Origin of the sequence: Coralloluteibacterium thermophilum, assembly GCF_042654365.1 — a bacterium.
Lineage (GTDB): Bacteria > Pseudomonadota > Gammaproteobacteria > Xanthomonadales > Xanthomonadaceae > Coralloluteibacterium > Coralloluteibacterium thermophilum.
The window spans coordinates 24,070-46,182 of record NZ_JBHSGG010000037.1 but is presented as its reverse complement, the minus strand read 5'-3'; the positions used below and the strand labels follow the sequence as shown (position 1 = coordinate 46,182).

The 22,113-nt window shown below is 71.0% G+C and carries 19 protein-coding genes; 6 read left to right on the top strand and 13 right to left on the bottom strand.

Annotated elements, in window-relative coordinates:
• Window positions 1-6: 6 nt before the first annotated feature.
• From ACFO3Q_RS13340 to dnaA, 11 genes are all read right to left on the bottom strand, one after another.
• Window positions 7-714 (bottom strand): MotA/TolQ/ExbB proton channel family protein, encoded by a 708-nt coding sequence (locus ACFO3Q_RS13340; RefSeq protein ID WP_377005259.1) that lies wholly within the window; start codon window positions 712-714, stop codon window positions 7-9.
• A gap of 169 nt (window positions 715-883) precedes the next feature.
• Window positions 884-1,549 carry an energy transducer TonB gene (locus tag ACFO3Q_RS13335; RefSeq protein ID WP_377005222.1) on the bottom strand — a complete coding sequence of 222 codons (666 nt, stop codon included), beginning with the start codon at window positions 1,547-1,549 and terminating at the stop codon, window positions 884-886.
• A gap of 130 nt (window positions 1,550-1,679) precedes the next feature.
• The gene (locus ACFO3Q_RS13330; RefSeq protein ID WP_377005221.1) at window positions 1,680-2,906 is read right to left on the bottom strand and encodes a tetratricopeptide repeat protein; all 1,227 of its coding nucleotides are present in this window, start codon (window positions 2,904-2,906) and stop codon (window positions 1,680-1,682) included.
• Between the two features lie 88 nt (window positions 2,907-2,994).
• Window positions 2,995-3,798 (bottom strand): M48 family metallopeptidase, encoded by an 804-nt coding sequence (locus ACFO3Q_RS13325; RefSeq protein ID WP_377005220.1) that lies wholly within the window; start codon window positions 3,796-3,798, stop codon window positions 2,995-2,997.
• A gap of 100 nt (window positions 3,799-3,898) precedes the next feature.
• On the bottom strand, window positions 3,899-4,864 hold the full coding sequence (locus tag ACFO3Q_RS13320) for an alpha-L-glutamate ligase-like protein (RefSeq protein WP_377005219.1): 966 nt from the start codon (window positions 4,862-4,864) through the stop codon (window positions 3,899-3,901).
• A 1-nt stretch (window position 4,865) separates the two neighbouring features.
• Window positions 4,866-6,461, bottom strand: coding sequence for a UUP1 family membrane protein (locus ACFO3Q_RS13315; RefSeq protein ID WP_377005218.1), 1,596 nt, complete (start codon window positions 6,459-6,461; stop codon window positions 4,866-4,868).
• A gap of 85 nt (window positions 6,462-6,546) precedes the next feature.
• A complete protein-coding gene (locus ACFO3Q_RS13310) occupies window positions 6,547-7,278 on the bottom strand; it encodes a CPBP family intramembrane glutamic endopeptidase (protein ID WP_377005217.1) in 732 nt (243 codons plus the stop codon).
• Entirely contained in the window at window positions 7,275-9,725 is a 2,451-nt protein-coding gene (gyrB, locus tag ACFO3Q_RS13305) for a DNA topoisomerase (ATP-hydrolyzing) subunit B (protein ID WP_377005216.1), read from the bottom strand. Before gyrB ends, ACFO3Q_RS13310 begins: the two co-directional genes overlap by 4 nt.
• An 88-nt stretch (window positions 9,726-9,813) precedes the next feature.
• Window positions 9,814-10,896, bottom strand: coding sequence for a DNA replication/repair protein RecF (recF, locus tag ACFO3Q_RS13300; RefSeq protein ID WP_377005215.1), 1,083 nt, complete (start codon window positions 10,894-10,896; stop codon window positions 9,814-9,816).
• 71 nt (window positions 10,897-10,967) lie between these two features.
• Complete coding sequence (dnaN, locus tag ACFO3Q_RS13295; RefSeq protein ID WP_377005214.1) at window positions 10,968-12,068, bottom strand: DNA polymerase III subunit beta; 1,101 nt, start codon at window positions 12,066-12,068, stop codon at window positions 10,968-10,970.
• Between the two features lie 206 nt (window positions 12,069-12,274).
• Window positions 12,275-13,609, bottom strand: a complete 1,335-nt coding sequence (gene dnaA / locus ACFO3Q_RS13290) for a chromosomal replication initiator protein DnaA (protein ID WP_377005213.1) — start codon at window positions 13,607-13,609, stop codon at window positions 12,275-12,277.
• 291 nt (window positions 13,610-13,900) lie between these two features.
• Between dnaA and rpmH the strand changes: the two genes are divergently transcribed.
• The 6 genes from rpmH to ACFO3Q_RS13260 all read left to right on the top strand — a co-directional run bounded on the left by rpmH (window position 13,901) and on the right by ACFO3Q_RS13260 (window position 20,056).
• Window positions 13,901-14,047, top strand: a complete 147-nt coding sequence (rpmH, locus tag ACFO3Q_RS13285) for a 50S ribosomal protein L34 (RefSeq protein ID WP_377005212.1) — start codon at window positions 13,901-13,903, stop codon at window positions 14,045-14,047.
• Window positions 13,998-14,552: a ribonuclease P protein component gene (gene rnpA, locus ACFO3Q_RS13280; protein ID WP_377005211.1), complete on the top strand. Its 555-nt coding sequence runs from the start codon at window positions 13,998-14,000 to the stop codon at window positions 14,550-14,552. Before rpmH ends, rnpA begins: the two co-directional genes overlap by 50 nt.
• Before the next feature lie 70 nt (window positions 14,553-14,622).
• Complete coding sequence (yidC, locus tag ACFO3Q_RS13275) at window positions 14,623-16,308, top strand: membrane protein insertase YidC (RefSeq protein WP_377005210.1); 1,686 nt, start codon at window positions 14,623-14,625, stop codon at window positions 16,306-16,308.
• Between the two features lie 147 nt (window positions 16,309-16,455).
• Complete coding sequence (gene mnmE, locus ACFO3Q_RS13270) at window positions 16,456-17,793, top strand: tRNA uridine-5-carboxymethylaminomethyl(34) synthesis GTPase MnmE (protein WP_377005209.1); 1,338 nt, start codon at window positions 16,456-16,458, stop codon at window positions 17,791-17,793.
• Window positions 17,794-17,894: 101 nt separating this feature from the next.
• A complete protein-coding gene (locus ACFO3Q_RS13265) occupies window positions 17,895-18,854 on the top strand; it encodes an energy transducer TonB (protein ID WP_377005208.1) in 960 nt (319 codons plus the stop codon).
• 125 nt (window positions 18,855-18,979) lie between these two features.
• Window positions 18,980-20,056: an energy transducer TonB gene (locus ACFO3Q_RS13260; RefSeq protein WP_377005207.1), complete on the top strand. Its 1,077-nt coding sequence runs from the start codon at window positions 18,980-18,982 to the stop codon at window positions 20,054-20,056.
• Window positions 20,057-20,149: 93 nt separating this feature from the next.
• Here the strand turns inward: ACFO3Q_RS13260 and ACFO3Q_RS13255 are convergent, their stop codons facing one another.
• On the bottom strand, window positions 20,150-21,343 hold the full coding sequence (locus ACFO3Q_RS13255) for an ABC transporter permease (protein WP_377005206.1): 1,194 nt from the start codon (window positions 21,341-21,343) through the stop codon (window positions 20,150-20,152).
• On the bottom strand, window positions 21,340-22,086 hold the full coding sequence (locus ACFO3Q_RS13250; RefSeq protein ID WP_377005205.1) for an ABC transporter ATP-binding protein: 747 nt from the start codon (window positions 22,084-22,086) through the stop codon (window positions 21,340-21,342). Before ACFO3Q_RS13250 ends, ACFO3Q_RS13255 begins: the two co-directional genes overlap by 4 nt.
• Window positions 22,087-22,113: the final 27 nt, after the last annotated feature.

The following is a 22,113-nucleotide window of genomic DNA, read 5'->3' as shown; positions in this document are numbered from 1 at the left end:
GCAGGATCAGCGCTTGGTCGCCGGCGGTGCGGTCTCGCCGACGCGGGCGCCGGTGGCGAAGAAGTCGTGCAGGTCGTGCGCGAAGACGTCGAACTTGGCGTTGATCTCGTAGTTCTGGCGGGTGAAGAAGTTGAAGAAGAACACCGCCGGAATCGCCACGCCCAGACCGATCGCGGTCATGTACAGCGCCTCACCCACCGGACCCGCGACCGCGTCGATCGACGCGTTGCCGGTCTGGCCGATGGTGATGAGCGCCATCAGGATGCCCCACACCGTACCGAGCAGACCGATGAACGGCGCGGTCGCACCGGTGGACGCGAGGAAGGTCTGGCCGTTCTCGAGCTTGGAGCTCTCGCGGGTCACCGCCTGACGCAGGGCACGGTCGATGAACTCCGAGCGGCTCATGGTCTCGGTCAGGCGCGAGCCTTCCGAACGCTGGTGGTGAGCGGCGGCCTGGGCGGCGTCGAGCGCGATCTTGGAGAACGGCTCGTTCTTGGGCTGCTCTTCCATGAAGCGGATCGCGTCGGCGGCGTTCGGGGTCTCCCAGAAGGTGCGGGTGACCTTGTCGGCGCGCGACTTGATGACGCTGTTGCGGATCAGCTTGGTGACGAAGAGGTACCAGGAGCCGATGGACATGATGATCAGGATGATCAGCATGGTCCAGTTGACCCAGTGCGCATGCGACATGGCTTCGATGAAGCCGAACTGCTGCATGGCCTCCGCATCGCTGGTCGGCGTGCCGAGGGTGGTCGAGGTGTTGGCCGGATTGACCGGCGCGGGCGCCTGGGTGGCGACCGAGCTCAGGTCCGGATTGCTAGCCGGCGCCTGCGCGGGAGCCTGGGCGTTGGTGGTGTCCTGCAGCATACGGGTACCCTTCTGAAAATTAACGGCCAAGAGTGAAGTTGATGGGAACCAGGACGACGCCGCCGATCGGCTGGCCGTTCTGCATGCCCGGATTGAATCGGTAGCGGCGGACCGCCTCGATCGCCGCGCGGTCGAGATCGCGGCTGCGGCTGGAACGCTCCACTGCCACGTCGGTCACCGCGCCGGTGGCGTCGATGGTCACGCGCAACAGGACTTCGCCTTCCTCACCGCGTCGCAGCGCCTGGGGCGGGTAGCGCGGCTGGATCTGCTGGTTGTACGAGATGTCCTGGCCCGGCGCGAAGTCCTGGACCGGCGGCGCGGGCGGCGCGGGCGGGGCCGGCTCGGCCGCGACGTCCATCGGCGCGGGGTCGTCGAAGATGACCGGCGCGGGCTCCGGCGGCGGAGGCGTCGGCGTGGGACGCACGACGTTCTCGATGACCTTCGGCGGCGCCTGCTTCGGGGGCTCCGGCGGCGGAGGCGGCGGAGGCGGAGGCGGAGGCGGCGGTTCGACGAAGGTCACCTGGACGATGTCCTCTTCCTCGCGCACCTCGGACTGGCTGTCGGCGGGTGCCATCAGCATCATGAAGCCCGCGATGTGCAGCGAGATGGCGCAGGCGATGCCGAGGACGCGGGCCCAGCTGAGCTTGTCGACCTCTGGTTCGGAATAGTTGGTCTGTCGTGTCATGCGGAGGCCGGCTACTCACTCAAGTCCGGCGCGCGGAGCGCGCCATGGCTTCCCGCCCATGGAGCGGGCGGGAACTGTCAAGCTTATACGAATTCTTCGCGCTGTATATGGCGCTAAAGTCACGTGTGGATCAGCGGCGGGACGATGCCGCCTGGATGATCTGGTCGATATCGGCCGGGTTCCGGACGCCTTTAGCGCGGGCCTGGTTGGCGGCCTCGACCGCCTCGTTCCAGCGATCCTCCTGCGCCAGGAGCTTGGCGGCATTGAGATAGCTCTCGCCGGTCTCCGCGAGGGGACCCGCCTTCAGATAGGCGTCGATGGCCTGCCCCACCTGGTCGCTGTAGTAGTAGGACTGGCCGAGCGCGGTGTAGACCTCCGCGTTCTCGGTGAGGATGCCCTTGGCGAGACCGTCCTGGATGACCTCCACGACCTTGGCCTCCTGGCCCTCCATGTTGGCGAAGAGGGCGTAGAGCTGGCGGTACTCGTTCGCCGTGGTCAGCCGACCGCTCTGGCGCGCCTGGTCCAGCAGCGCGGCGGCCTGGTCCACCTGGTCGGCCTGGCTGTACACGGCGGCGAGGTTGAACAGCAGCCGGTTGTCCTCGGGGTTGGCCTGGTGGAGCTGCTCGGCGAGGGCCACCGCCTGCTGCGTCTGCCCGGTCTCGGCGTAGGCGGCCATGAGCAGCTGGATGGCGCCGCTGTTGGGGCTTTCGGCGCCGCTCGTCGCGGCCTGCAGAACCTCGATGGCCTCGGGGTAGCGCTCGAGGCGGTACAGCACGTTGCCGCGGGTGATCAGGTAGTCCGCATCGGTGGTGCGGGTCTCCGCGATCAGGCGGTCGATGGTCGCCAGCGACTGCGCGTAGTTCTCGTCCTGCATCTGCAGCTGCGCGAGCTGGTACATCAGCTGGTAGTGCGTGTCGTTCGGCAGCGCGTCGCTGTCGATGGCCCGCTGCAGGTAGGGCTGCGCCGCCGCGTAGTCGCCCTTGCTCAGGAGGGCCGACGCCGCGGCCTGCTGTGCGAAGGCGCGCTCGTAGTCGTTGGCGCGCGTGTCGGCGGCGAGGGCATCGGCGGCCTCGACGGCGGCGTCGAACTCGTCCTCCTCGATGTGCTTCTGGATCGCGTCGAGCTGGCGCGCGAAGCGGGAGGTCGCCTGCGCCCGGGGCTCGTCGCGGGTCGCATCGGGGAACAGCGCGGCCTGGGCCTGCTGGTTGCCCTGCCGCTGCTGCCGACGCTCCTCGCGCTCGCGCTTGCGGTCGGCGAAGCGGTCCGCACTCTGCCCGTAGGCCGGAGCGATGGCCGGAAGCGCGGCGGCGATGGCGGAGGCGATCAGCAGGGAGCGGAGCAGGTGGGAGGTCTTCATGGCGAACCTGGCAGCAGGCAGGCGCGGACGCCTGCGATCGAAGGGGGCGGGCACACTAAACGCAAACGACGATGCGGCTCAAGCACCGTCACCCGCAGCGGGGTGTCCTGCCTTCCTGGCGGGCCTGTTGGTAATCGGCGGCGAGCGACGGGGCGCGCGCGGCGAGTTCGCGGATGCGGTTCTGCGGATCCGGGTGGGTCGAGAGCAGCTGCGGCACGCCTGCACGGCCGGAGGCGGCGATCATGTTCTCCCACAGCGCCGCGGCCGCGGCGGGGTCGAAGCCCGCGCGGGCCATGAGCTGCTGGCCGACCACGTCGGCCTCCGTCTCCTGCACGCGCGAGAACGGGAGCAGGTAACCCACCTGGACGCCGGCGCCGAGGGCGGACATCAGCGCCTGGGTGTTCTGCGGAGTGGCCCCGCGCGTACCGGCGTAGGCCTGCACGGCGGTCATGCCGGTCTGCGCCAGGGCGGTGTGGGAGACGCGCTCGTTGGAATGCTGGGCGACGACGTGCCCGATCTCGTGGCCGATCACGGCGGCGAGCTGGTCCTGGTTGCGGGCCACCTGGAACATGCCGGTGTTCACGCCGACCTTGCCGCCCGGCAGCGCGAAGGCGTTGGCCTGTTCGTTCTGGAAGACCTGGGCTTCCCACGGCAGCTGCTGCCAGTCGGGCGGCAGCACGCGCACGAGCGCCTCGACCACGCACTGCACGTAGCGGGACTGCTGCGGATTGTTCGCGAGCGGGTCCTTGGCCTTCATCTCGTCGAAGGCGGCGATGCCCATCTGGTTCATCTCGCTGCCGGAGAACAGGCGCAGCTGGGTGCGACCGGTGGGGGAGGTGGCACAGGCGACGAGCGCCGCGGCGAGCGCGGCCGCAAAGAGGGCGTGCTTCATCGGAACCTCTGACTTGGCCGACCGGAGGAAACGCGGCAGGCGATACCGAACAGGAGCTTAGCGGCTGCCTGTGCAGGCTGTGTTACGAAACCGTAAGCCGTCATCCGAGCGTCGGGAAGTGCTCGCGGGCGAAGGCGACGCGCTCGTCGGGGTCGGCGCTCAGGGTGCCGGCGCGTTCGAGCGCCTCCACCCGGCGCAGGCGGTGGTGGAGCCCGTTGCCGTTGGCGATCTGGATCGACAGGCCGGGGCGCGCGTTGAGTTCGAGGATCATCGGGCCGCGGTCGCGGTCGAGCACGAAGTCGACGCCGACGTAGCCCAGGCCCGACAGCTCGTAGCAGCGCGCGGCCATGCTGAGCAGCTCGGCCCAGCGCGGGATCGCCAAGCCCACGATGCTCTGCTCCGTGTCCGGGTGCTCGCGCACCACCTCGGAACCCCACACGCCGCGCTTGGTGGTTCCGCTGGGGATGTCGATGCCGACGCCGATCGCGCCCTGGTGCAGGTTGGCCTTGCCGTCGGACAGCCGCGTCGGCAGGCGCAGCATGGCCATGACCGGATAGCCGAGGAACACGATGATCCGGATGTCGGGCACGCCCTTGAAGCTGACCTGCTCGAACACCGGATCGAACTGCACGCAGTACTCGACCAGCAGGTGGTCGGGCTGGCCGCCCAGGGAGAACAGCCCGGCGAGGCCGTTCGAGAGGTGATGCTCGAACTCGTCGCGCGGCATCAGATGCCCGTTCGACCGGCGGTACTTGTCGCCGCGGCGGCCGGTGACGACCAGGATGCCGTCGCCGCCCGAACCGTGGGCGGGCTTCACCACGAACTGCTCGCGCGCGGCCAGGGTCGCGTGCAGGTCGTGGATCTCGTGCTCCTCGCGGACGACCGCGTAGAGATCCGGGACCGGCAATCCCGCCTTGATGGCAAGCTTCTTGGTCAGCAGCTTGTCGTCCACGCGCGGATAGAACCTGCGCGGGTTGTACATCAGCACGTAGTCGGCGTTGCGCTGTCCGATGCCGATCAAGCCGAGGCGGCGCAGGCGCCGGGCGATGGAGAAGGGGTTGAACACGTCAGCCGCGCGCCGCGTCGCCGGGTTGCTGCGCCGCCGGCGGCTGGGGCGGCGGGACGATGGGGTCCGGCTCGCGCGCCAGCGCACGGAACCGGACCAGCTCGCTGAGGCGGTAGCCGGAGTAGCGGCCCAGCACCAGGGTCAGGGCGAACAGCACCAGCAGCACCTCGGGGAACACGAACACGATGTGCTCCAGCGGTGGCCAGCTCATCACGACATAGGCGAGCGCGGCGACGACGAGGGTGCCCACGCCTTCCTTGATCGCGGTGCCGGCGCCGCGCTCGTCCCACGCCACCGACATGCGCTCGATGGTCATCGCCAGGATCACCATCGGGAACAGGGCCACCGAAAGGCCGACCTCGATGCCCAGTCGGTTGGTGAGGATGCTCAGGGCCGCCATCAGCAGGACGACCATGATGAGGATCGCGGTGAGGCGCGGCACCAGCAGCAGGCGCAGGCGCTCCAGGTAGAAGCGCACCAGCAGGCCCGCGCCGACCACCACCACGAACAGCACGATGCCGGCCACCAGGCCGGTCTCGCGGAAGGCGAGCGCGACCAGCACCGGCATGAAGGTGCCGAAGGTCTTCACGCCGACGATGTTGCGCAGGAGCAGCATGATGAAGGCGCCCAGCGGCACCATCAGCAGCACCTGGTAGACCTGCTGGGACTGCAGCGGCAGGCTGAGCAGCGAGTAGCGCACGAGGTTGGCGTTGGCCACCTCCAGCCGCTGTTCCGCGACCGCCATGGCGTCGGCGAGGTTGCGGCTCACCGTGAACTCGATGCCGCCCGGCCGCGGTTCGCCGCCGATCGTGAGGAGCGGCGCGTTGCGCGCGCTCCACAGGAACAGGTCGCGCGGCCAGCCGGTGGCGCCGGTGCGGGGGTCGATCGTGACCCAGCCGGTGCCGTCGTGCACCAGCAGCCAGGTCTGCATCTGCGGCACCGTCCCGTCGACGCCGTCCAGGCGCATGCCGTGGATCACCCGCGAGGGGATCTGGCGGATAGCGAGCAGCTGCGAGAGGAACCGGGCGCGGCTCTCGTCGTCGCTGAAGAGCTCGGAGAGCAGGGCGGCATCGTCCGTCGGGCGGTCGTTGAAGCGCGCGATCAGGGCGCGGGCGTAGGTCACGATGCCGGCCGAGCCCTCGCGGACCTGGTCGAGCACGGTCTGCGCCGCGGTCGCGTAGGGCTCCTCCAGCGGAGGCGGCGGCTCGATCTCGGGCTCGAGCGCGAGGTCCTCGGGACGCAGGTCGTCGGCGCGCACGACCGTGGCGCGGTAGTAGAGCGTCTGCGGCCCGACCGCGCGGCGCCGCGCCCACTGCACCTCGCGGCCGCCGTCGCGCGCCTCCTCGAGGCGCGAATAGTCGCGGGCGATGAAGCGCTCGTCGATCACCGACCAGCCCGGGGTGCGGTCCGGGACCTGCAGCGTGACCGTGTTCGGGCCGCGCGCGGGCTGGAAGGCCACCCGCGCCTGCAGGGTCCAGACCTCGACCTCGGACGCCGGCTGCAGCGGGAACTTCAGGACCTGCCACTTGTAGCCGATGGCGGCGAGGGCGAGCGCGGCGATCGCCAGGGCGAGCAGGTAAAGGTGGGTCTTTCTCATCGACGACGCAGCTGGCCGCGCTCCCCGCGCAGTGGGCTGGCGAGTGTACATGAGGGCCTGCGCGGGCTCGCGCTCCGCGGTGGGCTCAGCCGGGCAGGGCGACCAGCGCCAGGAGGAGGGTCAGGGCGTTGTGGAGCCCGTGCGCGGCGATCGGTGCGAGCAGGCTGCGCGTGCGGCGGTAGAGCATGCACAGCAGCACGCCCATGCCCGCGTAGACCGCGAGCAGCAGCAGCCACTGCGCGAGTTCCGGGCGCCACGGCTCGTGCGCGACGGCGAAGGCGAGCGCCGACAGCGCGGCACCGGTGCGCGGCCAGCCGGCCGCCCACAGGCGCCCGAAGACCACGCGGCGGAACAGCGTCTCCTCGACCACGGGCGCGACGACGATCACGAAGAGCGCCAGGAGCAGGGTGTGCTCGCTGACCAGGGCGTTGAGGAGCGGATTGTTGCCCGGCGTCGCGTCCAGACCCAGGGCGTTCGCGCCGAGGAGGACCACGTGCGTCAGCAGGAAGGTGGTGCAGGCGGTGGCCGCGACCGCGCCCCAGAAGCCCGCGCGCGCGGCTGCGCCCAGGGCGGCCTGCACGTCGCGTCGCGAGGGCGGCCGCCGCAGCAGGGTGACGGCGGCGGCGATCCCGAGGCCCGCACCGCTGGCGACCAGGGCGAAGACCACGGCATCGAGCCGGCTCGCGTCGGGCACCAGGCGCTGCCACGCCAGCGAGGCCGCGACGATGGTGCCGAGCGCCAGCCCGGCGGCGAGGACCAGATCGACCGCGACGCGGCCGAACAGGCCGGCGGTGCCGCCGGCGCCCGCGGCGCTCATACGTCGAGGTTGCTGACCCGCAGCGCGTTGTCCTCGATGAAGTCGCGGCGCGGTTCCACCACGTCGCCCATCAGCGTGGTGAAGATCTGGTCCGCTGCGACCGCGTCCTCGACCCGCACCCGGAGCAGGCGGCGGGTCTCGGGATTCACCGTGGTCTCCCAGAGCTGGTCGGGATTCATCTCGCCCAGGCCCTTGAAGCGCTGGATGGTGCGGCCCTTCTTGGCCTCGTCCATCAGCCAGGTCTGGGCCTGGGCGAAGCTCGTCACGAGCTGCGACTTGCCCCCGCGCACCACCTGCGCACCGGCCTGGACCAGGCCATGGAGCTGGCCAGCGGCGTCCGCCAGCGGCTTGAGCTCGCCCGACTCGAAGATGGAGGCCGGCAGGGTCTGCACCTGCACCAGCCCGTGCAGGCGCTTCTCGATCACCAGGGCGCCCGACTGCCCGTCCTCGCTGCGCTGCACCTGGATCGCGAAGCGGGCGCGCCCGGTTCCCGCGGCGTTGAGGCGCGCGGTGAGGGCCTCGGCCACGCCTTCCGCCGCACCGGGTTCGCGGAACTGCGCCGCGCGCAGCGGCGGCATCTCGATCAGGGACTCGAGCAGGTTCGCGTCGAACCGGTAGGCGACGCGCGCGATCGCCTCGCGCGCGGCCACGTAGGCGAGCATGAGGGCCTCGAGCCCGGCCCCGGCGATGGCGGGGGCGTCGCCGCCCGGGCGCAGCTCCGCGCCCTCGACCGCGTTGTTGACCAGGTAGGCGTTGAGCGCGGCGTCGTCCTTGAGGTAGAGCTCGTTCTTGCCCTGCTTGATCTTGTAGAGCGGCGGCAGGCCGATGTAGACGTGCCCGCGCTCGATCAGCTCCGGCATCTGCCGGTAGAAGAAGGTCAGCAGCAGGGTGCGGATGTGGGAGCCGTCCACGTCCGCGTCGGTCATGATGATGATGCGGTGGTACCGCAGCTTGTCCGGGTTGTACTCGTCCTTGCCGATGCCGGTGCCCAGGGCGGTGATCAGGGTGCCGACCTCGGCGGAGGACAGCATGCGGTCGAAGCGGGCGCGCTCGACGTTGAGGATCTTGCCCTTGAGCGGGAGGATGGCCTGGGTCCTGCGGTTGCGGCCCTGCTTGGCCGAGCCGCCGGCGGAGTCGCCCTCCACCAGGAACAGCTCGGAGAGTGCGGGATCCTTCTCCTGGCAGTCGGCCAGCTTGCCGGGCAGGCCGGCGATGTCCAGCGCGCCCTTGCGACGGGTCAGCTCGCGCGCCTTGCGCGCCGCGTCGCGGGCCCGGGCCGCCTCGACCACCTTCTCGGCGATGGCGCGCGCCTCGGCCGGGTGTTCCTGGAGGAAGGCGCCCAGCTTGTCGGCGACCACCGACTCGACCACCGGTTTGACCTCGGAGCTGACCAGCTTCTCCTTGGTCTGCGAGGAGAAGCTGGGATCCGGCACCTTCACGGACAGCACCGCGATCATGCCCTCGCGCATGTCGTCGCCGGCCAGCCCCATCTTGGCCTGCTTGGCCAGGCCGTTCTGCTCGATGTACTGCGTCAGGGTGCGGGTGAGCGCGGCGCGGAAGCCGGCCAGATGGGTGCCGCCGTCCTTCTGCGGGATGTTGTTGGTGAAGCAGAACATCGTTTCCTGATACGCGTCCGTCCACTGGAGCGCGATATCGACGGAGATCCCTGCACTTTCGCCGGCGATGGCGATGACGTGCGGGTGCAGCGGAGTCTTCAGCTGCGCCAGGTGCTCGACGAAGCTGCGGATCCCGCCCTCGTACTCGAAGACGTCGTGCTTGCCCTCGCCACGCTCGTCCACCAGCTCGACACGCACGCCGGAGTTGAGGAAGGACAGCTCGCGCAGGCGCTTGGCCAGGATGTCGTAGTGGAACTCGATGTCGCTGAAGGTGCTCCTGGCCGGCAGGAAGCGCAGGCGGGTGCCGCGCTGCTCGGTCGGCCCCACGACCTTGATGGGATAGAGCGGCTCGCCGTGGGCGTACTCCTGGAGGTGATGCTGGCCATCGCGCCAGACCTCGAGCCACAGGTGCTCGGACAGCGCGTTGACCACGGAGACGCCGACGCCGTGCAGACCGCCGGAAACCTTGTAGCTGTTGTCGTCGAACTTGCCGCCCGCGTGCAGCACCGTGAGGATGACTTCGGCCGCAGACCGGCCTTCCTCCTTGTGGATGTCCACGGGCATGCCGCGGCCGTTGTCCAGCACCGACACCGAACCGTCCGCATGCAGGGTCACGACGACCTTGTCGCAGTGGCCGGCGAGGGCCTCGTCGATCGAGTTGTCGACGACCTCGAACACCATGTGGTGCAGGCCGGTGCCATCGTGCACGTCGCCGATGTACATGCCCGGACGCTTGCGGACGGCCTCGAGGCCGCGCAGCACGGTGATCTTGCTGGAATCGTAGGTGCCGCCTGCGTTCGCCGCGGAGCCCTGCTCGTCGTGTTCGCTCATGCTCATCCTGTCGGAGAGGTGCGTGTGGCGCGCGGCCGTCGCCGCGGCAAGACAATCGATTATAGCCGTTCGCGGTCTGCGACGCCGGTCAGTCCAAGCGCCGGACCTGCGAATGTTCCACGTGGAACAGGCTCGCGTTCACGTTCAGAGCCTCGACCGAAGCGGGAGGCTCGGTGGCCGTGACGATGACCTGGGTGCCCGAGGCCAGCACGTGCTCGAGAACGCGGCGCTGGTGCTCCAGGTCCAGCTCGGACGCGAGGTCGTCGAACAGCACGACCGGCCATTCGCCACGTGCCTGGGCGTAGTGCTGCGCCTGCCCGAGCACCGCGCTCAGGGCGATCAGCTTCTCCTGCCCGCGCGACGGCGCGGCGCGGCCCGGCAGCCCCTCGAACTGCAGGCGCCAGTCCGCACGGTGCGGACCCACGCCGCTGAAGCCCTGCGCGAGGTCCGTCTCCCGCGAGAGGAGCAACGCGTCCACAAGGGCCATCTGCTCGCGCCGCCAGCCGGGGCGGAACTGGAGGCGGGCCGCCCCGAGTTCGGGCACGAAGGCCGCCGCCACCTCGCGTACCACCGGCTCCAACTGCTCCAGGTACGTGCTCCTGATCCGCGTGAGCAGGGCGCCGGCATCGGCCAGCTCCGCGTCCCAGGGATCGAGCGCATTGGGCCCAGGACGCGCCTTCAACAGCGCGTTCCGTTGCTTCAGCGCCCGGGCGTAACGCCGCCATGCCGGAAGGAAATCATGTTCCACGTGGAACAACGCCCAGTCCATGAAGCGTCGGCGCTCCTCGGCGGCACCGGAGATCAGCGCGTGGCTTCCTGGCTCGAAGGTCACCACGGCCAGCGCGGCGCAGAGGTCGGCAAGCGTGGCGGCCGGAGCCCCGTCGACACGCCCCTCCCACTCCGTACCCGAATGCCGCAGCCCTACCCGTCGGCCGCCCTTGGCCTCCTCCCATTCGAGAAAGACTTCCAGCGCCGCAGCGCCGTCGCGCACCAGCCCATCCCGAACACGGCCACGGAAGCTCCGGCCATAGGCGAGCAGATGGATGGCCTCCAGCAGGCTGGTCTTGCCGGCGCCGTTGCCGCCAGTGATCAGGTTGAGACCCGGGCCGGGCTCCAGTTCCGCGCGCTCGAACGCGCGAAGCTGCGCGACGCGCACGAGGTTCAGGCGCATGCCGGGCTCCGAAAACGGAACCGCCCGACACGAGGTCGGGCGGCGACGTGTTCCACGTGGAACATCCGGGATCAGAGGCGCAGGGGCATCACGACGTGCCGGCAGGCGTCGCTGTCGGCCGCACGCACCAGCGCGGACGAGTTGGCATCGCGCAGGTTGATGGTCACCTCCTCGCTCTTCAGCGAAGACAGCGCATCCAGCAGGTAGGTGACGTTGAAGCCGACCGCCAGATTGTCGACCTGGGTCTGGGCCTCGACCTCCTCCTGGGCCTCCTCCTGTTCCGGGTTGTGCGCGACGATGCGCAGCTGCCCCGGGCTGAGCTCCAGCTTCACGCCCCGGTACTTCTCGTTCGACAGGATCGCGGCGCGTTGCAGCGAGGCGCGCAGCAGCTCGCGGTCGATCCGCAGTTCCTTGTCGGCGCCGATCGGGATCACCGCTTCGTAATCGGGGAAGCGGCCGTCGATGAGCTTGGAGGTGAAGGTGACGTCCGCGCGCCGCACCCGCAGGTGGTTGCGGCCGAGTTCGAGCTCGATGGTGCGGTCGCCGCCCTCCAGCAGACGCTGCAGTTCGAGCACGCCCTTGCGCGGCAGGATGATCTGCTTGCGCGTCTGCACGCCGTTCTCCAGCGCGGTCTCGCACAGCGCCAGACGGTGCCCGTCCGTCGCCACGCAGCGCAGGGAATCCTCGCGCAGGTCGAGCAGCAGGCCATTGAGGTAGTAGCGGACGTCCTGCTGCGCCATCGCGAACGCGGTGCGTTCGATCAGCTCCTTCAGCCCGGCCTCCGGAAGCTGCAGCCGCTCGACGAGTTCCAGGTCCTCGATCGCCGGGAACTCGTTGAAGGGCAGGGTAGCCAGGGTGAAGCGGCTGCGTCCGGCCTGGACGGTCACACGCTCGTTGTTGAGCGTGAGCGTCACCTGGCTGCCGTCGGGCAGGGCGCGGACGATCTCGAACAGCTTGCGCGCCGGGATGGTGGTCTCGCCGGGCTGCGCATCGGCGACGTCCGCCCGCGCGGTCATCTCGACCTCGAGGTCGGTGCCGGTCATCGACAGGCGCCCGTCCTTCACCGACACCAGCAGGTTCGCCAGGACGGGGAGGGTCTGTCGCCGTTCCACCACGTTGACGACCTGGGCCAGTGGTTTGAGAAGGACCTCGCGCGGAAGGCTGAAGCGCATGCGTAACCCCTAGATGCTTTTGGATAAGTCTAAATAGGTGATGATGATGGTGTCGCCGGAATCCGTGGATTCACCATTCAACCGTTTGAATCTGAAGCGTTTTGTTTCGTTACAGGGCTGTGAATGCCGTTGCGTGGAGCTGGGGACGACCTGTGGACAGATTCTGCGCCTGCGCATCGTCCCCCGGATATCCACAGCCCGTCCACCTATTCGGTGAGCTTCCGGATGAGTTTCTCCCAATCCTCGCGCTGCTTGCCATCCGTCTCCACCAGATCGCGGATGACCCGCGTGGCATGCAGGACGGTCGTGTGGTCGCGTCCGCCGAAGGCATCGCCGATCTCGGGCAGGCTGTGCTCGGTGAGCTCCTTGGCGAGCGCCATGGCCATCTGGCGGGGACGCGCGAGCGAGCGCGTGCGCTTCTTGCCGAGCAGGTCCGCCACGCGCAGCTGGTAGTAGTCCGCCACGGTCTTCTGGATGTTGGTGATGCTGATCGCCTGCTGCTGCGCGCGGAGGAGGTCGCGCAGGGTCTCCTGGGCGAACTCCACCGTGATCGCGCGGCCCATGAAGTTGCCGCGGGCGGCCAGCGTGTTGAGCGCGCCCTCGAGGTCGCGCACGTTCGAGCGCATCTTCTTGGCGATGAGGTAGGCCACGTCCTCGGGCAAGGCGACCCCGCGCTGGCGGGCCTTGGCCAGCACGATCGCGGCGCGCGTCTCGAAGTCCGGCGGCTCGATGGCGACCGACAGGCCCCAGGCAAGCCGGGACTTCAGCCGCGGCTCCATGCCGTCGACCTCGCGCGGGTAGCGGTCGCAGGTGAGGATGATCTGCCGGTTGAAGTCGAACAGCGCGTTGAAGGTGTGGAAGAACTCCTCCTGCGTGCGGTCCTTGCCGGCGAAGAACTGGATGTCGTCGATCAGGAGCGCGTCCACCGACTGGAACTGGCGCTTGAACTGATCCATGGACTTGTCCTGGAAGGCCCGCATCATCGCACTGAAGAACTGCTCGGAGCGCAGGTAGAGCACCCGCGCCTGCGGGTCGTTCTGCCGGATCAGGTTGCCGGCGGCCATCATCAGGTGGGTCTTGCCGAGACCCGTGCCGCCGTAGAGCAGCAAGGGATTGTGGGCGCGGTCGCCCGGCTTCTGCGCCGCCTGCAGCGCCGCGATGCGCCCCAGCTGGTTGCTGCGGCCCTCGACGAAGTTGTCGAAGCTGTAGTGGCTGTCCAGGTTCGAGGGCAGCGGCGGGGCGGCGTTGGCTCGCGGCTGCGCGTTCGACGCCCCGGCCAGCGCCGCCGCCGCAGTGGGCGCGCGCCGCAGCGAGCCGACTTCCAGCGACAGCGTCACGCCCTGGGCGTAATGCGCGAGCAGCTCGCGGATGCGCGCCAGGTACCGGTCGCGCACCGTCTCCACCACGAAGGCGTTCGGTGCGTAGAGCCGCAGTTGCCCGTCGGCCGCCTCGGCCTGAAGGGGCTTCAACCAGGTGTGGATCTCGTCGGCCGGGAGTTCGGCTTCGAGACGGGCGAGGCACTGCGGCCAGACTGAATCCATGAGGTGCGCGTGCAAGACGAGGCCCGACGTCGCTGGCGGCAGGCGGGAATCGGAAGCGACCGCGCAGTTTAGCGGCATTGGGGGGAGGACGCGTGGCGCGGCGGGACGCGCAGGCGGAGGGCGAGAGGGCACAGGGCACAGGGCACAGGGCGAGGGGCGAAGGGCGAAGGGGCATGGAATGCTCTGCCGTGCCCCGTGCCCCGTGCCCCGGCCCCTCCAGCCAACCATTGACACCCCCCACCCCCACCCCCTACCATCCCGCCTCTTTTTTCCACCAGTCCGTCCGCCGCCATGGCCACCAAGCGCACCTACCAGCCCAGCAATCTCAAGCGCAAGCGCGACCACGGGTTCCGCGCGCGCATGAAGACCGCCGACGGCCGCAAGATCCTTGCTCGCCGCCGCGCCAAGGGCCGCAAGCGTCTCACCGTTTCCGGCTGAGCGCGTTCCGGCTGAGCGCGCCGTTCCGGTGCCGCAGCCGATCGACGTCGCCACGCGGCGTCCCGAAGCAATGAACTCCCCGCACCCGTCCGTCGCGTTTCCCCGCGACGCGCGGGTGCGCGCGTCTGCGGAGTACGCGCGCGTCTTCGCCGACTGCCGGCGGATCCATGGCGATGCGTTCCGGCTGCACGTCCACGTGCACGAGGCGGGTGCGCCGGCGCGCCTGGGGATCGCGGTGTCGCGCCGGGTGTCCAAGCGCGCGGTCGAACGCAACCGCATCAAGCGCTGCGTGCGCGAGAGTTTCCGCCACGTCCGGGCGCGGTTGCCCGCCGCCGACTACGTTCTGGTGGCCCGGCCCGAGGCCGCAGGCCGCGACGGCGCGACCCTCCGCGCGGATCTCGAGCGCCTGTGGACGCGCGCCGCGGCGTTGAAGGCCCCGGGCGCGGGCGGCACAATGCCGCGCGCCGCTGCGGCCGTCCCGGCCGCGCCCACCTCCGATTCCTGACGCGCACGTCCTCCGGACGCCGCCGCTGCCGCGCGCGACCGGCTCCCCTTCGTCTCCCGATTCCGTCCCGATGAACCAAACCCGAGTCCTGCTGCTGTTCGCCTGGCTGTTCGTGGCCGCCATGCTGTGGATGAACTGGAACCGGGAGATGGCCACGCCGCCCGCGCCCGCGGTCGTCGCCGACGTTCCGGGTGCGCCGGCGCTGGACGGCGCCATCCCCGAGGCGCGCGCGCCGGATGCACTGCCCGCCGCGCCGGGCAGTGCGGCGGCGGTGCCCGATGCCGCTCCGTCCGACGCCGCCCAGGCCGCCCCGGTGACGCTCGCCAACGACGTGCTGCGCCTGTCCATCGACGGCCGCGGGGGCACCGTCCTCGCCGCCGAACTGCTCGACTACGCCCAGACCACCGACGAGGGTTCGCCGCCGGTGCGCCTGCTCGACACCGCGCCGGCCAGCTACTACGTGGCCCAGATGGGCCTGGTCAGCAGTGCCGGCCCGGCGCCGAACCACGAGAGCGCCTTCCGCCTCGAGCCGGGCAGCGCCCGCGAGGTCGACGGCCGCAGCGAGGTCGCGTTCGTCTGGGAGGACGGCAGCGGCCTGCGCGTGCGCCGCGTGTTCGCCCTGACGCCCGGCAGCTATGTGCTCGACGTGCACGACGAGATCAGCAACACGGGCGCCGCCGCCTGGTCGGGCAGCGTCTACCGCCAGTTGATGCGCGTGCCGCCGGTGCGCCGCTCCGGCGCCTTCGCCTTCAACGATCCCGAGACCTTCAGCTTCGCCGGCGCGGCCTGGTACAGCCCGGAGGACAAGTACGAGAAGCGCAAGTTCGGCGACTTCTCCGACGGCCCGCTCAACAAGACGGTGACCGGCGGCTGGATCGCGATGTCGCAGCACCACTTCATCTCCGCCTGGATTCCCGACCCGGCGGTCCCGACCCAGTTCCAGCTCGGCCAGGTCGGCAGCGTGCCCTACTACGTGGCGCGCGAGGTCGGACCGGCGCTGGCGCTCGCCCCCGGCGAAACCGCCACCAGCAGCGCCCGGCTGTGGATCGGTCCCAAGCTGCAGGGCCCGATGGAAGCCGTCGCGCCGGGCCTGCGCCTGTCGATCGACTACGGCGTGTTCACCTTCATCGCGCAGCCGATCTACTGGCTGCTGTCGTGGTTCCACAGCCTGGTCGGCAACTGGGGCTGGGCGATCGTCCTGCTCGTGCTGACCATCAAGCTGATCCTCTACAAGCTCTCGGAGACGCAGTACAAGAGCTTCGCCAAGATGCGCCGCCTGCAGCCGAAGATGGAGGCGCTCAAGGAGCGCTACGGCGAGGACAAGCAGAAGTTCCAGATGGCGGTCATGGAGCTCTACAAGAAGGAGAAGGTGAACCCCGCCGCCGGCTGCCTTCCCATCCTCGTGCAGATGCCGGTGTTCCTGGCGCTGTACTGGGTCCTGCTGGAGGCGCCCGAGCTGCGCCACGCCGTGTGGATTCCGGGCTGGATCGACAACCTGACCGCCCGCGACCCGTGGTTCATCCTGCCGCTCCTCAACGCAGCGACGATGTACGCCACCCAGCGCCTGTCGCCGATGGCGACCGACCCGCTGCAGCGCAAGATGATGAACGCGATGCCGATCATCTTCGGCGTGATGTTCGCCTTCTTCCCGGCCGGCCTGGTGCTCTACTGGTTCACCAACGGCCTGCTCGGCCTGCTCCAGCAGTGGTGGCTGCTCCGCCGCCACGGCGACAAGCCGGCCACGGCCAAGGGCTGAGGAACGGACACGGGAATCGGGAACAGGAACTGCAGGTCGCGAGGACGGGTCGGCCTTGACGGTGTCGGCGCCGGCATGACGTCGGACGCCGCGCCGGGACGATAGCCTTCCGTTCCCGACTCCCCACTCCCGAGTCCCGTCCGCGCCGTGGCCACCCCCGACACCATCGTCGCCATCGCCACCGCCGCGGGTCCCGCGGGCGTCGGCATCGTGCGTCTCTCGGGGCCGCGGGCGGCGGCCATCGCGGACGCCGTCTGCGGTCCGCTGCCGCCGGTGCGACAGGCGCGGCACGTGCGCTTCCGCGGCGCCGACGGCGAGGTGCTCGACGACGGCCTGGTGCTGCGTTTCGCGGCGCCGGCGAGCTTCACCGGCGAGGACGTGGTCGAGTTCCAGGGCCATGGCAGCCCGGTCCTGCTCACCGCCCTCGTCGCCCGCTGCGTGGCGCTGGGCGCGCGGGCAGCGCGGCCGGGCGAGTTCAGCGAACGCGCCTTCCTCAACGGCAAGCTCGACCTCGCGCAGGCCGAGGCCGTGGCCGATCTCATCGGGGCCTCCAGCCTCGCCGCCGCCCGCGCCGCCCGGCGCTCGCTGGAAGGGGCCTTCTCGCGCCGGGTGGAGGCGCTGGCCGAAGCGCTGACCGCGCTGCGGGTGTGGATCGAGGCGGCCATCGATTTCCCCGAGGAGGAGATCGACTTCCTCGCCGACGCCGAGCTCCTCCGCCGCCGCGCCGCGGTGGCGCAGGACTGCAGGGCCCTGCTCGCGGACGCGGAGCGGGGACGACGCCTGGTGGACGGACTGCACGCGGTGATCGTCGGCGCGCCGAACGCAGGCAAGAGCTCCCTGCTCAACGTCGTCGCCGGCCACGACCGCGCCATCGTCACCGAGATCGCCGGGACCACCCGCGACGTGCTGCGCGAGGCCGTATCGCTCGGCGGCGTCGGCCTGACCCTGGTGGACACCGCCGGCCTGCGCGAGAGCGACGACCCGGTCGAGCGCGAAGGCATCCGACGCGCGCACCGGGAGGTCGGGAAGGCGGATCTCGTGCTGGCCGTCGTGGACGAGAGCGCTCCGGACCCGCAGGCCCTCGCCGACGCCCTGCGCGAGGCCGCGACGGTGCTGTGGGTGCACACCAAGATCGACCTCGCCGGCGCCCCCGCGCGCACGGAGTGGATCGACGGCGTGCGCCACGTCTGGCTCTCGGCCCGCACCGGGGAGGGTCTCGACCTGCTCGCGGCGGCCCTGGCCGAACACGCCGGGCAGGGCGACGCCCAGGCCGGCACCTTCAGCGCACGCGCGCGCCATGTGGAGGCCCTGCGCGACACCTCCGCCCACGTCGATGCGGCGGGCGCGCGGTTGGCCGAGGGACACGGCGAACTCGCTGCCGAGGAGCTGCGTCTCGCCCAGGACGCGCTGGGCGGCATCACCGGACGCGTCAGCAGCGACGCGCTGCTCGGGCGCGTCTTCGCGAGCTTCTGCATCGGCAAGTGAACGAGCGCCATACGCGCTCCGGAATGTCGTTCGCCTGCCGCGCAACCGTCATCCGCCCCACCTAGACTTCGCGGCCTTTCAACGGCCGCCAGGGGGGCGGGATGAGCGGTATCGACAGGCGCAGGGTGGCGGCCGCGGCAGCGATGGCCGCGATGCTGCTTGCCGGCTGCGAGCAACAGCCAGCGCAGGCGCCGAATGCTCCGGTCGCGCAGGCACCCGACGCGGCGCCCTTGCCGGAGCGCGCTGCGCCGGCACCGGCGGCGCAGGTGGAACAGGCGGACGAACCGCTGCTGGAACGCGCGCGCCGCGCCCGCGCCGAGCAGCGCCTGTACGCGCCCGCCGGCGACAACGCGGTCGAGCACTACCTCGCGCTGCGCGCGGAGTCGCCGGAGGAGGCCCGCTTCGATGCCGCCCTGCAGGACCTCTTCCCCTACGTCCTGATCGCCACCGAGCAGGCCGTGGTGCGCGAGGACCTCGCAGAGGCGCAGCGGTTGGCCGCACTGCTTGCGCGGATCGATGCGCAGGCCCGCGCCCTGCCACGCATCGGCGAGGCCATCGCCGAGAACGGGGCCGAGCTGCGCGAGCGCGAGCGCGAGCGGCAGCTGGCGGCCGCCGCACGTGCGGCCGCGCCGTCGCCCAGCCCGGCCGCCGCGGCGCCGGCACCGCCCCCTGCGCCGGCGCCGCAACCGGTCGTGGCGGCCGCGCCGTCGGTCGAGGACGCGCCGGTGCGGCCCGAGCCGACGCCGGCCCCGGCCCCTCCGCCGGCCCCCGTGGCCGCTGCGCCGGCCCCGGCTCCGGTCGCGGCCCCGGTGCTGCTGCACAGGGTGGAGCCCCGGTACCCGGCCGTGGCGCGCGCGCGCCGGATCGAAGGGCGCGTCGAACTGGCCTACGTGGTCCGCGGCGACGGCACCGTGGACGAGGTCGAGGTGCTGTCCGCCCATCCGGAGGGCATCTTCGAGCGCGAGGCGATCGGCAGCGTCCGGCGCTGGCGCTACAGCGCGACGGGGGTCGATACCCCGATGCGCGGGCGCGTGGAGTTCCTCCTCGACACCTCGTCCTGAGCCCTGCGCGCCCTGCGGGCGCGCACACGACCTCCCCCTCGGGCGCGCGGCGGCTTGACACGCCGCGTGTTCTGCCTTGTTGTTGCGTGGATAATCATCACGTCGTAACGACAGGGGAGACGGACATGACGGATGCAAAGGGGACGGCAGGCGTCGGAGGAGGCCTGCGGGTGCTGGCGGTGGCCCTCGGGCTGGCGCTGGTGGGGTGTGGAAGCGAGCCGGCCGCACCGCCGGCCGCCGAGCAGGAACCGACGGCCGCGACGCCCGCGCAGGCGGAGCCCGCCGTGGTGGCGCCGCCCAGCGCCGAGGAACGCGACGCCCAGGCCGCGGGGGCGGTGCAGGCGGCCGCCGATGCGCTGGCCGCGCGCCCGGCCGAGGAACTGCGCGAGAGCGCGCGGATCGCGCAGGGCGAGCAGCGCCTGTACGCGCCGAGCGGCGACAACGCCGCCGAGTACTACCTCGCCCTGCGCGAGAAGACGCCCGACGATCCGCTGGTGGAGAACGCGCTTGGGGACCTGTTCCCCTACATCCTCATCGCGGCGGAGCAGAACATCGCGCGCAGCAACCTGGTCGAGGCCCAGCGCCTGCTGACCCTGATGACCCGCATCGATCCCAATGCCCCGGCGCTGCGCCGGGTCCAGGGCGCGATCGAGGAGACCCAGCTCGCCGCCGAGCGTCGTGCCGAGGCGGAGGCCCAGCGCCTCGCCCAGGCCGAGGCCCAGCGCCAGGCCCAGCAGGCGGCCGCCGCCGCACAGGCCCAGCAGCAGGCCCAGCAGGCGCAGCAGAGCGAGGCCGCGCGCCTGGCGGAACAGCTGGCGGAAGCCCAGCGCGAGATCGAGGCCGCCCGTGCCGAGGCCGCGCGTCTGGCCGAGGAGCGCGCGGCCGCCGAGGCCCGCGCGCGCGAGCTCGCCGCGCAGGGTGGCGGTTCGAGCGCGCCGGCGGCACCGTCGCGCCCGGCACCGGCAGTGGTCAGCGCCCCGGCGCCCGACTACCCGCGCGAGGCGCTGCGGGCGGGCATCACCGGCGAGGTCACGGTGGAGTTCACCGTGCAGCCGGATGGCAGCGTGTCGGACGCGCGGGTGGTCTCGGCCAACCCGACCCGGACGTTCGACCGCGAGGCGATCTCGGCGGTGCGGCGCTGGCAGTTCGAGAGCACCGACGAGCCGGTGGTCCTGCGCCGCACGATCGCGTTCCGGCCCTGAGGGCTGCGGACGCCGCCCCGGACCGTTCCGGATCGTGCATGGGAAGGCCGCTGCAGCGATGCAGCGGCCTTCCTTCGTTCCGGTGCCGGCGGGTCAGGCCGAGACGGCCAGCTTCTCGCGGTGATAGAGGCGTGCCGCGACCAGCCAGAGCACCGCGGCGACCGCCGACCCCGCCGTGAGGTAGACCAGCCACTCCTGCAGCGTCACCGCCTCGCCGCGCAGGATCTTGGTCAGCATCTGGTTCTGCGACAGCAGCGGAACCGCGAACATCCAGAGCTGGTTCCTGACGGGGTTCACCATCAGCACGATGGTCGGGACGATGGGCAGGAACATCAGCAGGCTCAGGTAGCTTTGTGCCTCCTTGACCGACTTCACGCTGGCCGAGATCAGCGTGATCAGGGTGCAGCCCAGCAGCACCAGCGGCACCAGCACCACCAGCATCTTGAGCATGGCCGGCAGCGACACGTCGAGCATGCGGCCCAGGCCCGGCGCGACCTGCGCGCCGAGCTTGAACGCGATCAGCGTGAGCGCCAGCGAGGCAAGCCCGAAGACCACCGCCGCCGCGATCTTTCCGCTCATGATCGCGCCGCGTGCGGCCGGCGTGGCGAGCAGCGGTTCGAGCGACTGGCGCTCGCGTTCGCCCGCGGTCACGTCGATGACCAGGTAGGCGCCGCCGAGGAAGGCCGACAGGATCAGGAGGTAGGGCAGGAAGGACAGCGCCATGCCGCGCCGCGACTCCGGCGTGGACAGGTCGCTGCGCGAGACCAGCAACGGACGTCCGACCGCGGGATTGATCCCGCGCGCGAGCAGGCGCAGCGTGCCGGTGGTGTCGCCGTAGGCGCGCAGCAGGGCCTCGACGCGCGCGACCGGGATGTTCGAGTCCTGCCGCGAGGCGTCGTGCACCACCTCGACCAGGGCGGGGCGCCCCGCCCGCCAGTCGTCGGCGTAGGTCTCCGAGATGCGCAGGATCACCTCTTCCGCCTGGTCGCGGATCGCGGCTTCCGGGTCCTCGGGCGCGGGCTTCGGGCGCACGTTCTGGCCTTCGAGCCAGGCCACGAGGTTGGGGGCGCGCTCGGCGCCGACGATGGGCAGCTCGAGCGGCTTCTCCATCTGCGCGGTCATGCGCTTGGCCATCATGCCGCCGATGCCGAGCATCAGCGCGGGCATGACCAGGGGGCCGAGCAGGAGGGCGATGACCACCGTGCGGCGGTCGCGCATCAGGTCGCGCAGTTCCTTCAGGGTGACGGCCGCCAGCGCGGCCAGGACTCCGGTACGGCGCGCGCTCATGCGGTCAGGCCCTCTTCCGAACCGATCAGGTGGACGAAGGCGTCCTCGAGGTTGTCGCGGCCGGCCTGCGCACGCAGTTCGTCGGGCGTGCCCTGGGCGACCACGCGCCCGTGCGCGATCACCACGATGCGGTCACACAGCGCCGCCACCTCCTGCATGATGTGGCTCGAGAAGATCACGCAGCGGCCTTCGGCGCGCAGCGACTGCAGGAAGGCGCGCAACGCGCGCGTGGTCATCACGTCCAGGCCGTTGGTCGGCTCGTCGAGGATGACGTTGCGCGGATCGTGCACCAGCGCACGGGCGATCGCGGTCTTGGTGCGCTGGCCCTGGGAGAAGCCCTCGGTGGGGCGGTCGGCCACGTCCTCCATGCCCAGCGCGGCGATCAGCGCCTCGATGCGCGCGTCCAGCTCCCGCGCCGGCATGCCGTGCAGGCGCCCGAAGTAGGCGATGTTCTCGCGCGCGGTCAGGCGCTTGTACACGCCGCGCGCGTCCGGCAGCACCCCGAGACGGCGCCGGACCTCGTCGGCCTGGGTGCGCGCGTCGAAGCCGTCCACCCGCACCGCGCCCTGGTCGGGCGCCATCAGGGTGTAGAGCATCCGCAGGGTGGTGGTCTTGCCGGCGCCGTTCGGCCCGAGCAGGCCGGTGATCTCGCCGTCCGCGGCCGTGAAGCTCACGCCGTCCACGGCCTTGACCGGGCCGCCGCGCGTCCTGAAGGTCTTGTGCAGGTCGTCGACCTCGATCATGCGGGCATCCCCGCGCTGTTGTGGCGA

Excerpts from the sequence above, each read along its gene's own strand:
- ACFO3Q_RS13340 (WP_377005259.1), bottom strand. The coding sequence starts at position 714 with ATGCAGCAGTTCGGCTTCATCGAAGCCATGTCGCATGCGCACTGGGTC.
- ACFO3Q_RS13335 (WP_377005222.1), bottom strand. The coding sequence starts at position 1,549 with ATGACACGACAGACCAACTATTCCGAACCAGAGGTCGACAAGCTCAGC.
- ACFO3Q_RS13330 (WP_377005221.1), bottom strand. The coding sequence starts at position 2,906 with ATGAAGACCTCCCACCTGCTCCGCTCCCTGCTGATCGCCTCCGCCATC.
- ACFO3Q_RS13325 (WP_377005220.1), bottom strand. The coding sequence starts at position 3,798 with ATGAAGCACGCCCTCTTTGCGGCCGCGCTCGCCGCGGCGCTCGTCGCC.
- ACFO3Q_RS13315 (WP_377005218.1), bottom strand. The coding sequence starts at position 6,461 with ATGAGAAAGACCCACCTTTACCTGCTCGCCCTGGCGATCGCCGCGCTC.
- ACFO3Q_RS13310 (WP_377005217.1), bottom strand. The coding sequence starts at position 7,278 with ATGAGCGCCGCGGGCGCCGGCGGCACCGCCGGCCTGTTCGGCCGCGTC.
- gyrB (WP_377005216.1), bottom strand. The coding sequence starts at position 9,725 with ATGAGCGAACACGACGAGCAGGGCTCCGCGGCGAACGCAGGCGGCACC.
- recF (WP_377005215.1), bottom strand. The coding sequence starts at position 10,896 with ATGCGCCTGAACCTCGTGCGCGTCGCGCAGCTTCGCGCGTTCGAGCGC.
- dnaN (WP_377005214.1), bottom strand. The coding sequence starts at position 12,068 with ATGCGCTTCAGCCTTCCGCGCGAGGTCCTTCTCAAACCACTGGCCCAG.
- dnaA (WP_377005213.1), bottom strand. The coding sequence starts at position 13,609 with ATGGATTCAGTCTGGCCGCAGTGCCTCGCCCGTCTCGAAGCCGAACTC.
- rpmH (WP_377005212.1), top strand. The coding sequence starts at position 13,901 with ATGGCCACCAAGCGCACCTACCAGCCCAGCAATCTCAAGCGCAAGCGC.
- yidC (WP_377005210.1), top strand. The coding sequence starts at position 14,623 with ATGAACCAAACCCGAGTCCTGCTGCTGTTCGCCTGGCTGTTCGTGGCC.
- ACFO3Q_RS13265 (WP_377005208.1), top strand. The coding sequence starts at position 17,895 with ATGAGCGGTATCGACAGGCGCAGGGTGGCGGCCGCGGCAGCGATGGCC.
- ACFO3Q_RS13260 (WP_377005207.1), top strand. The coding sequence starts at position 18,980 with ATGACGGATGCAAAGGGGACGGCAGGCGTCGGAGGAGGCCTGCGGGTG.
- ACFO3Q_RS13255 (WP_377005206.1), bottom strand. The coding sequence starts at position 21,343 with ATGAGCGCGCGCCGTACCGGAGTCCTGGCCGCGCTGGCGGCCGTCACC.
- ACFO3Q_RS13250 (WP_377005205.1), bottom strand. The coding sequence starts at position 22,086 with ATGATCGAGGTCGACGACCTGCACAAGACCTTCAGGACGCGCGGCGGC.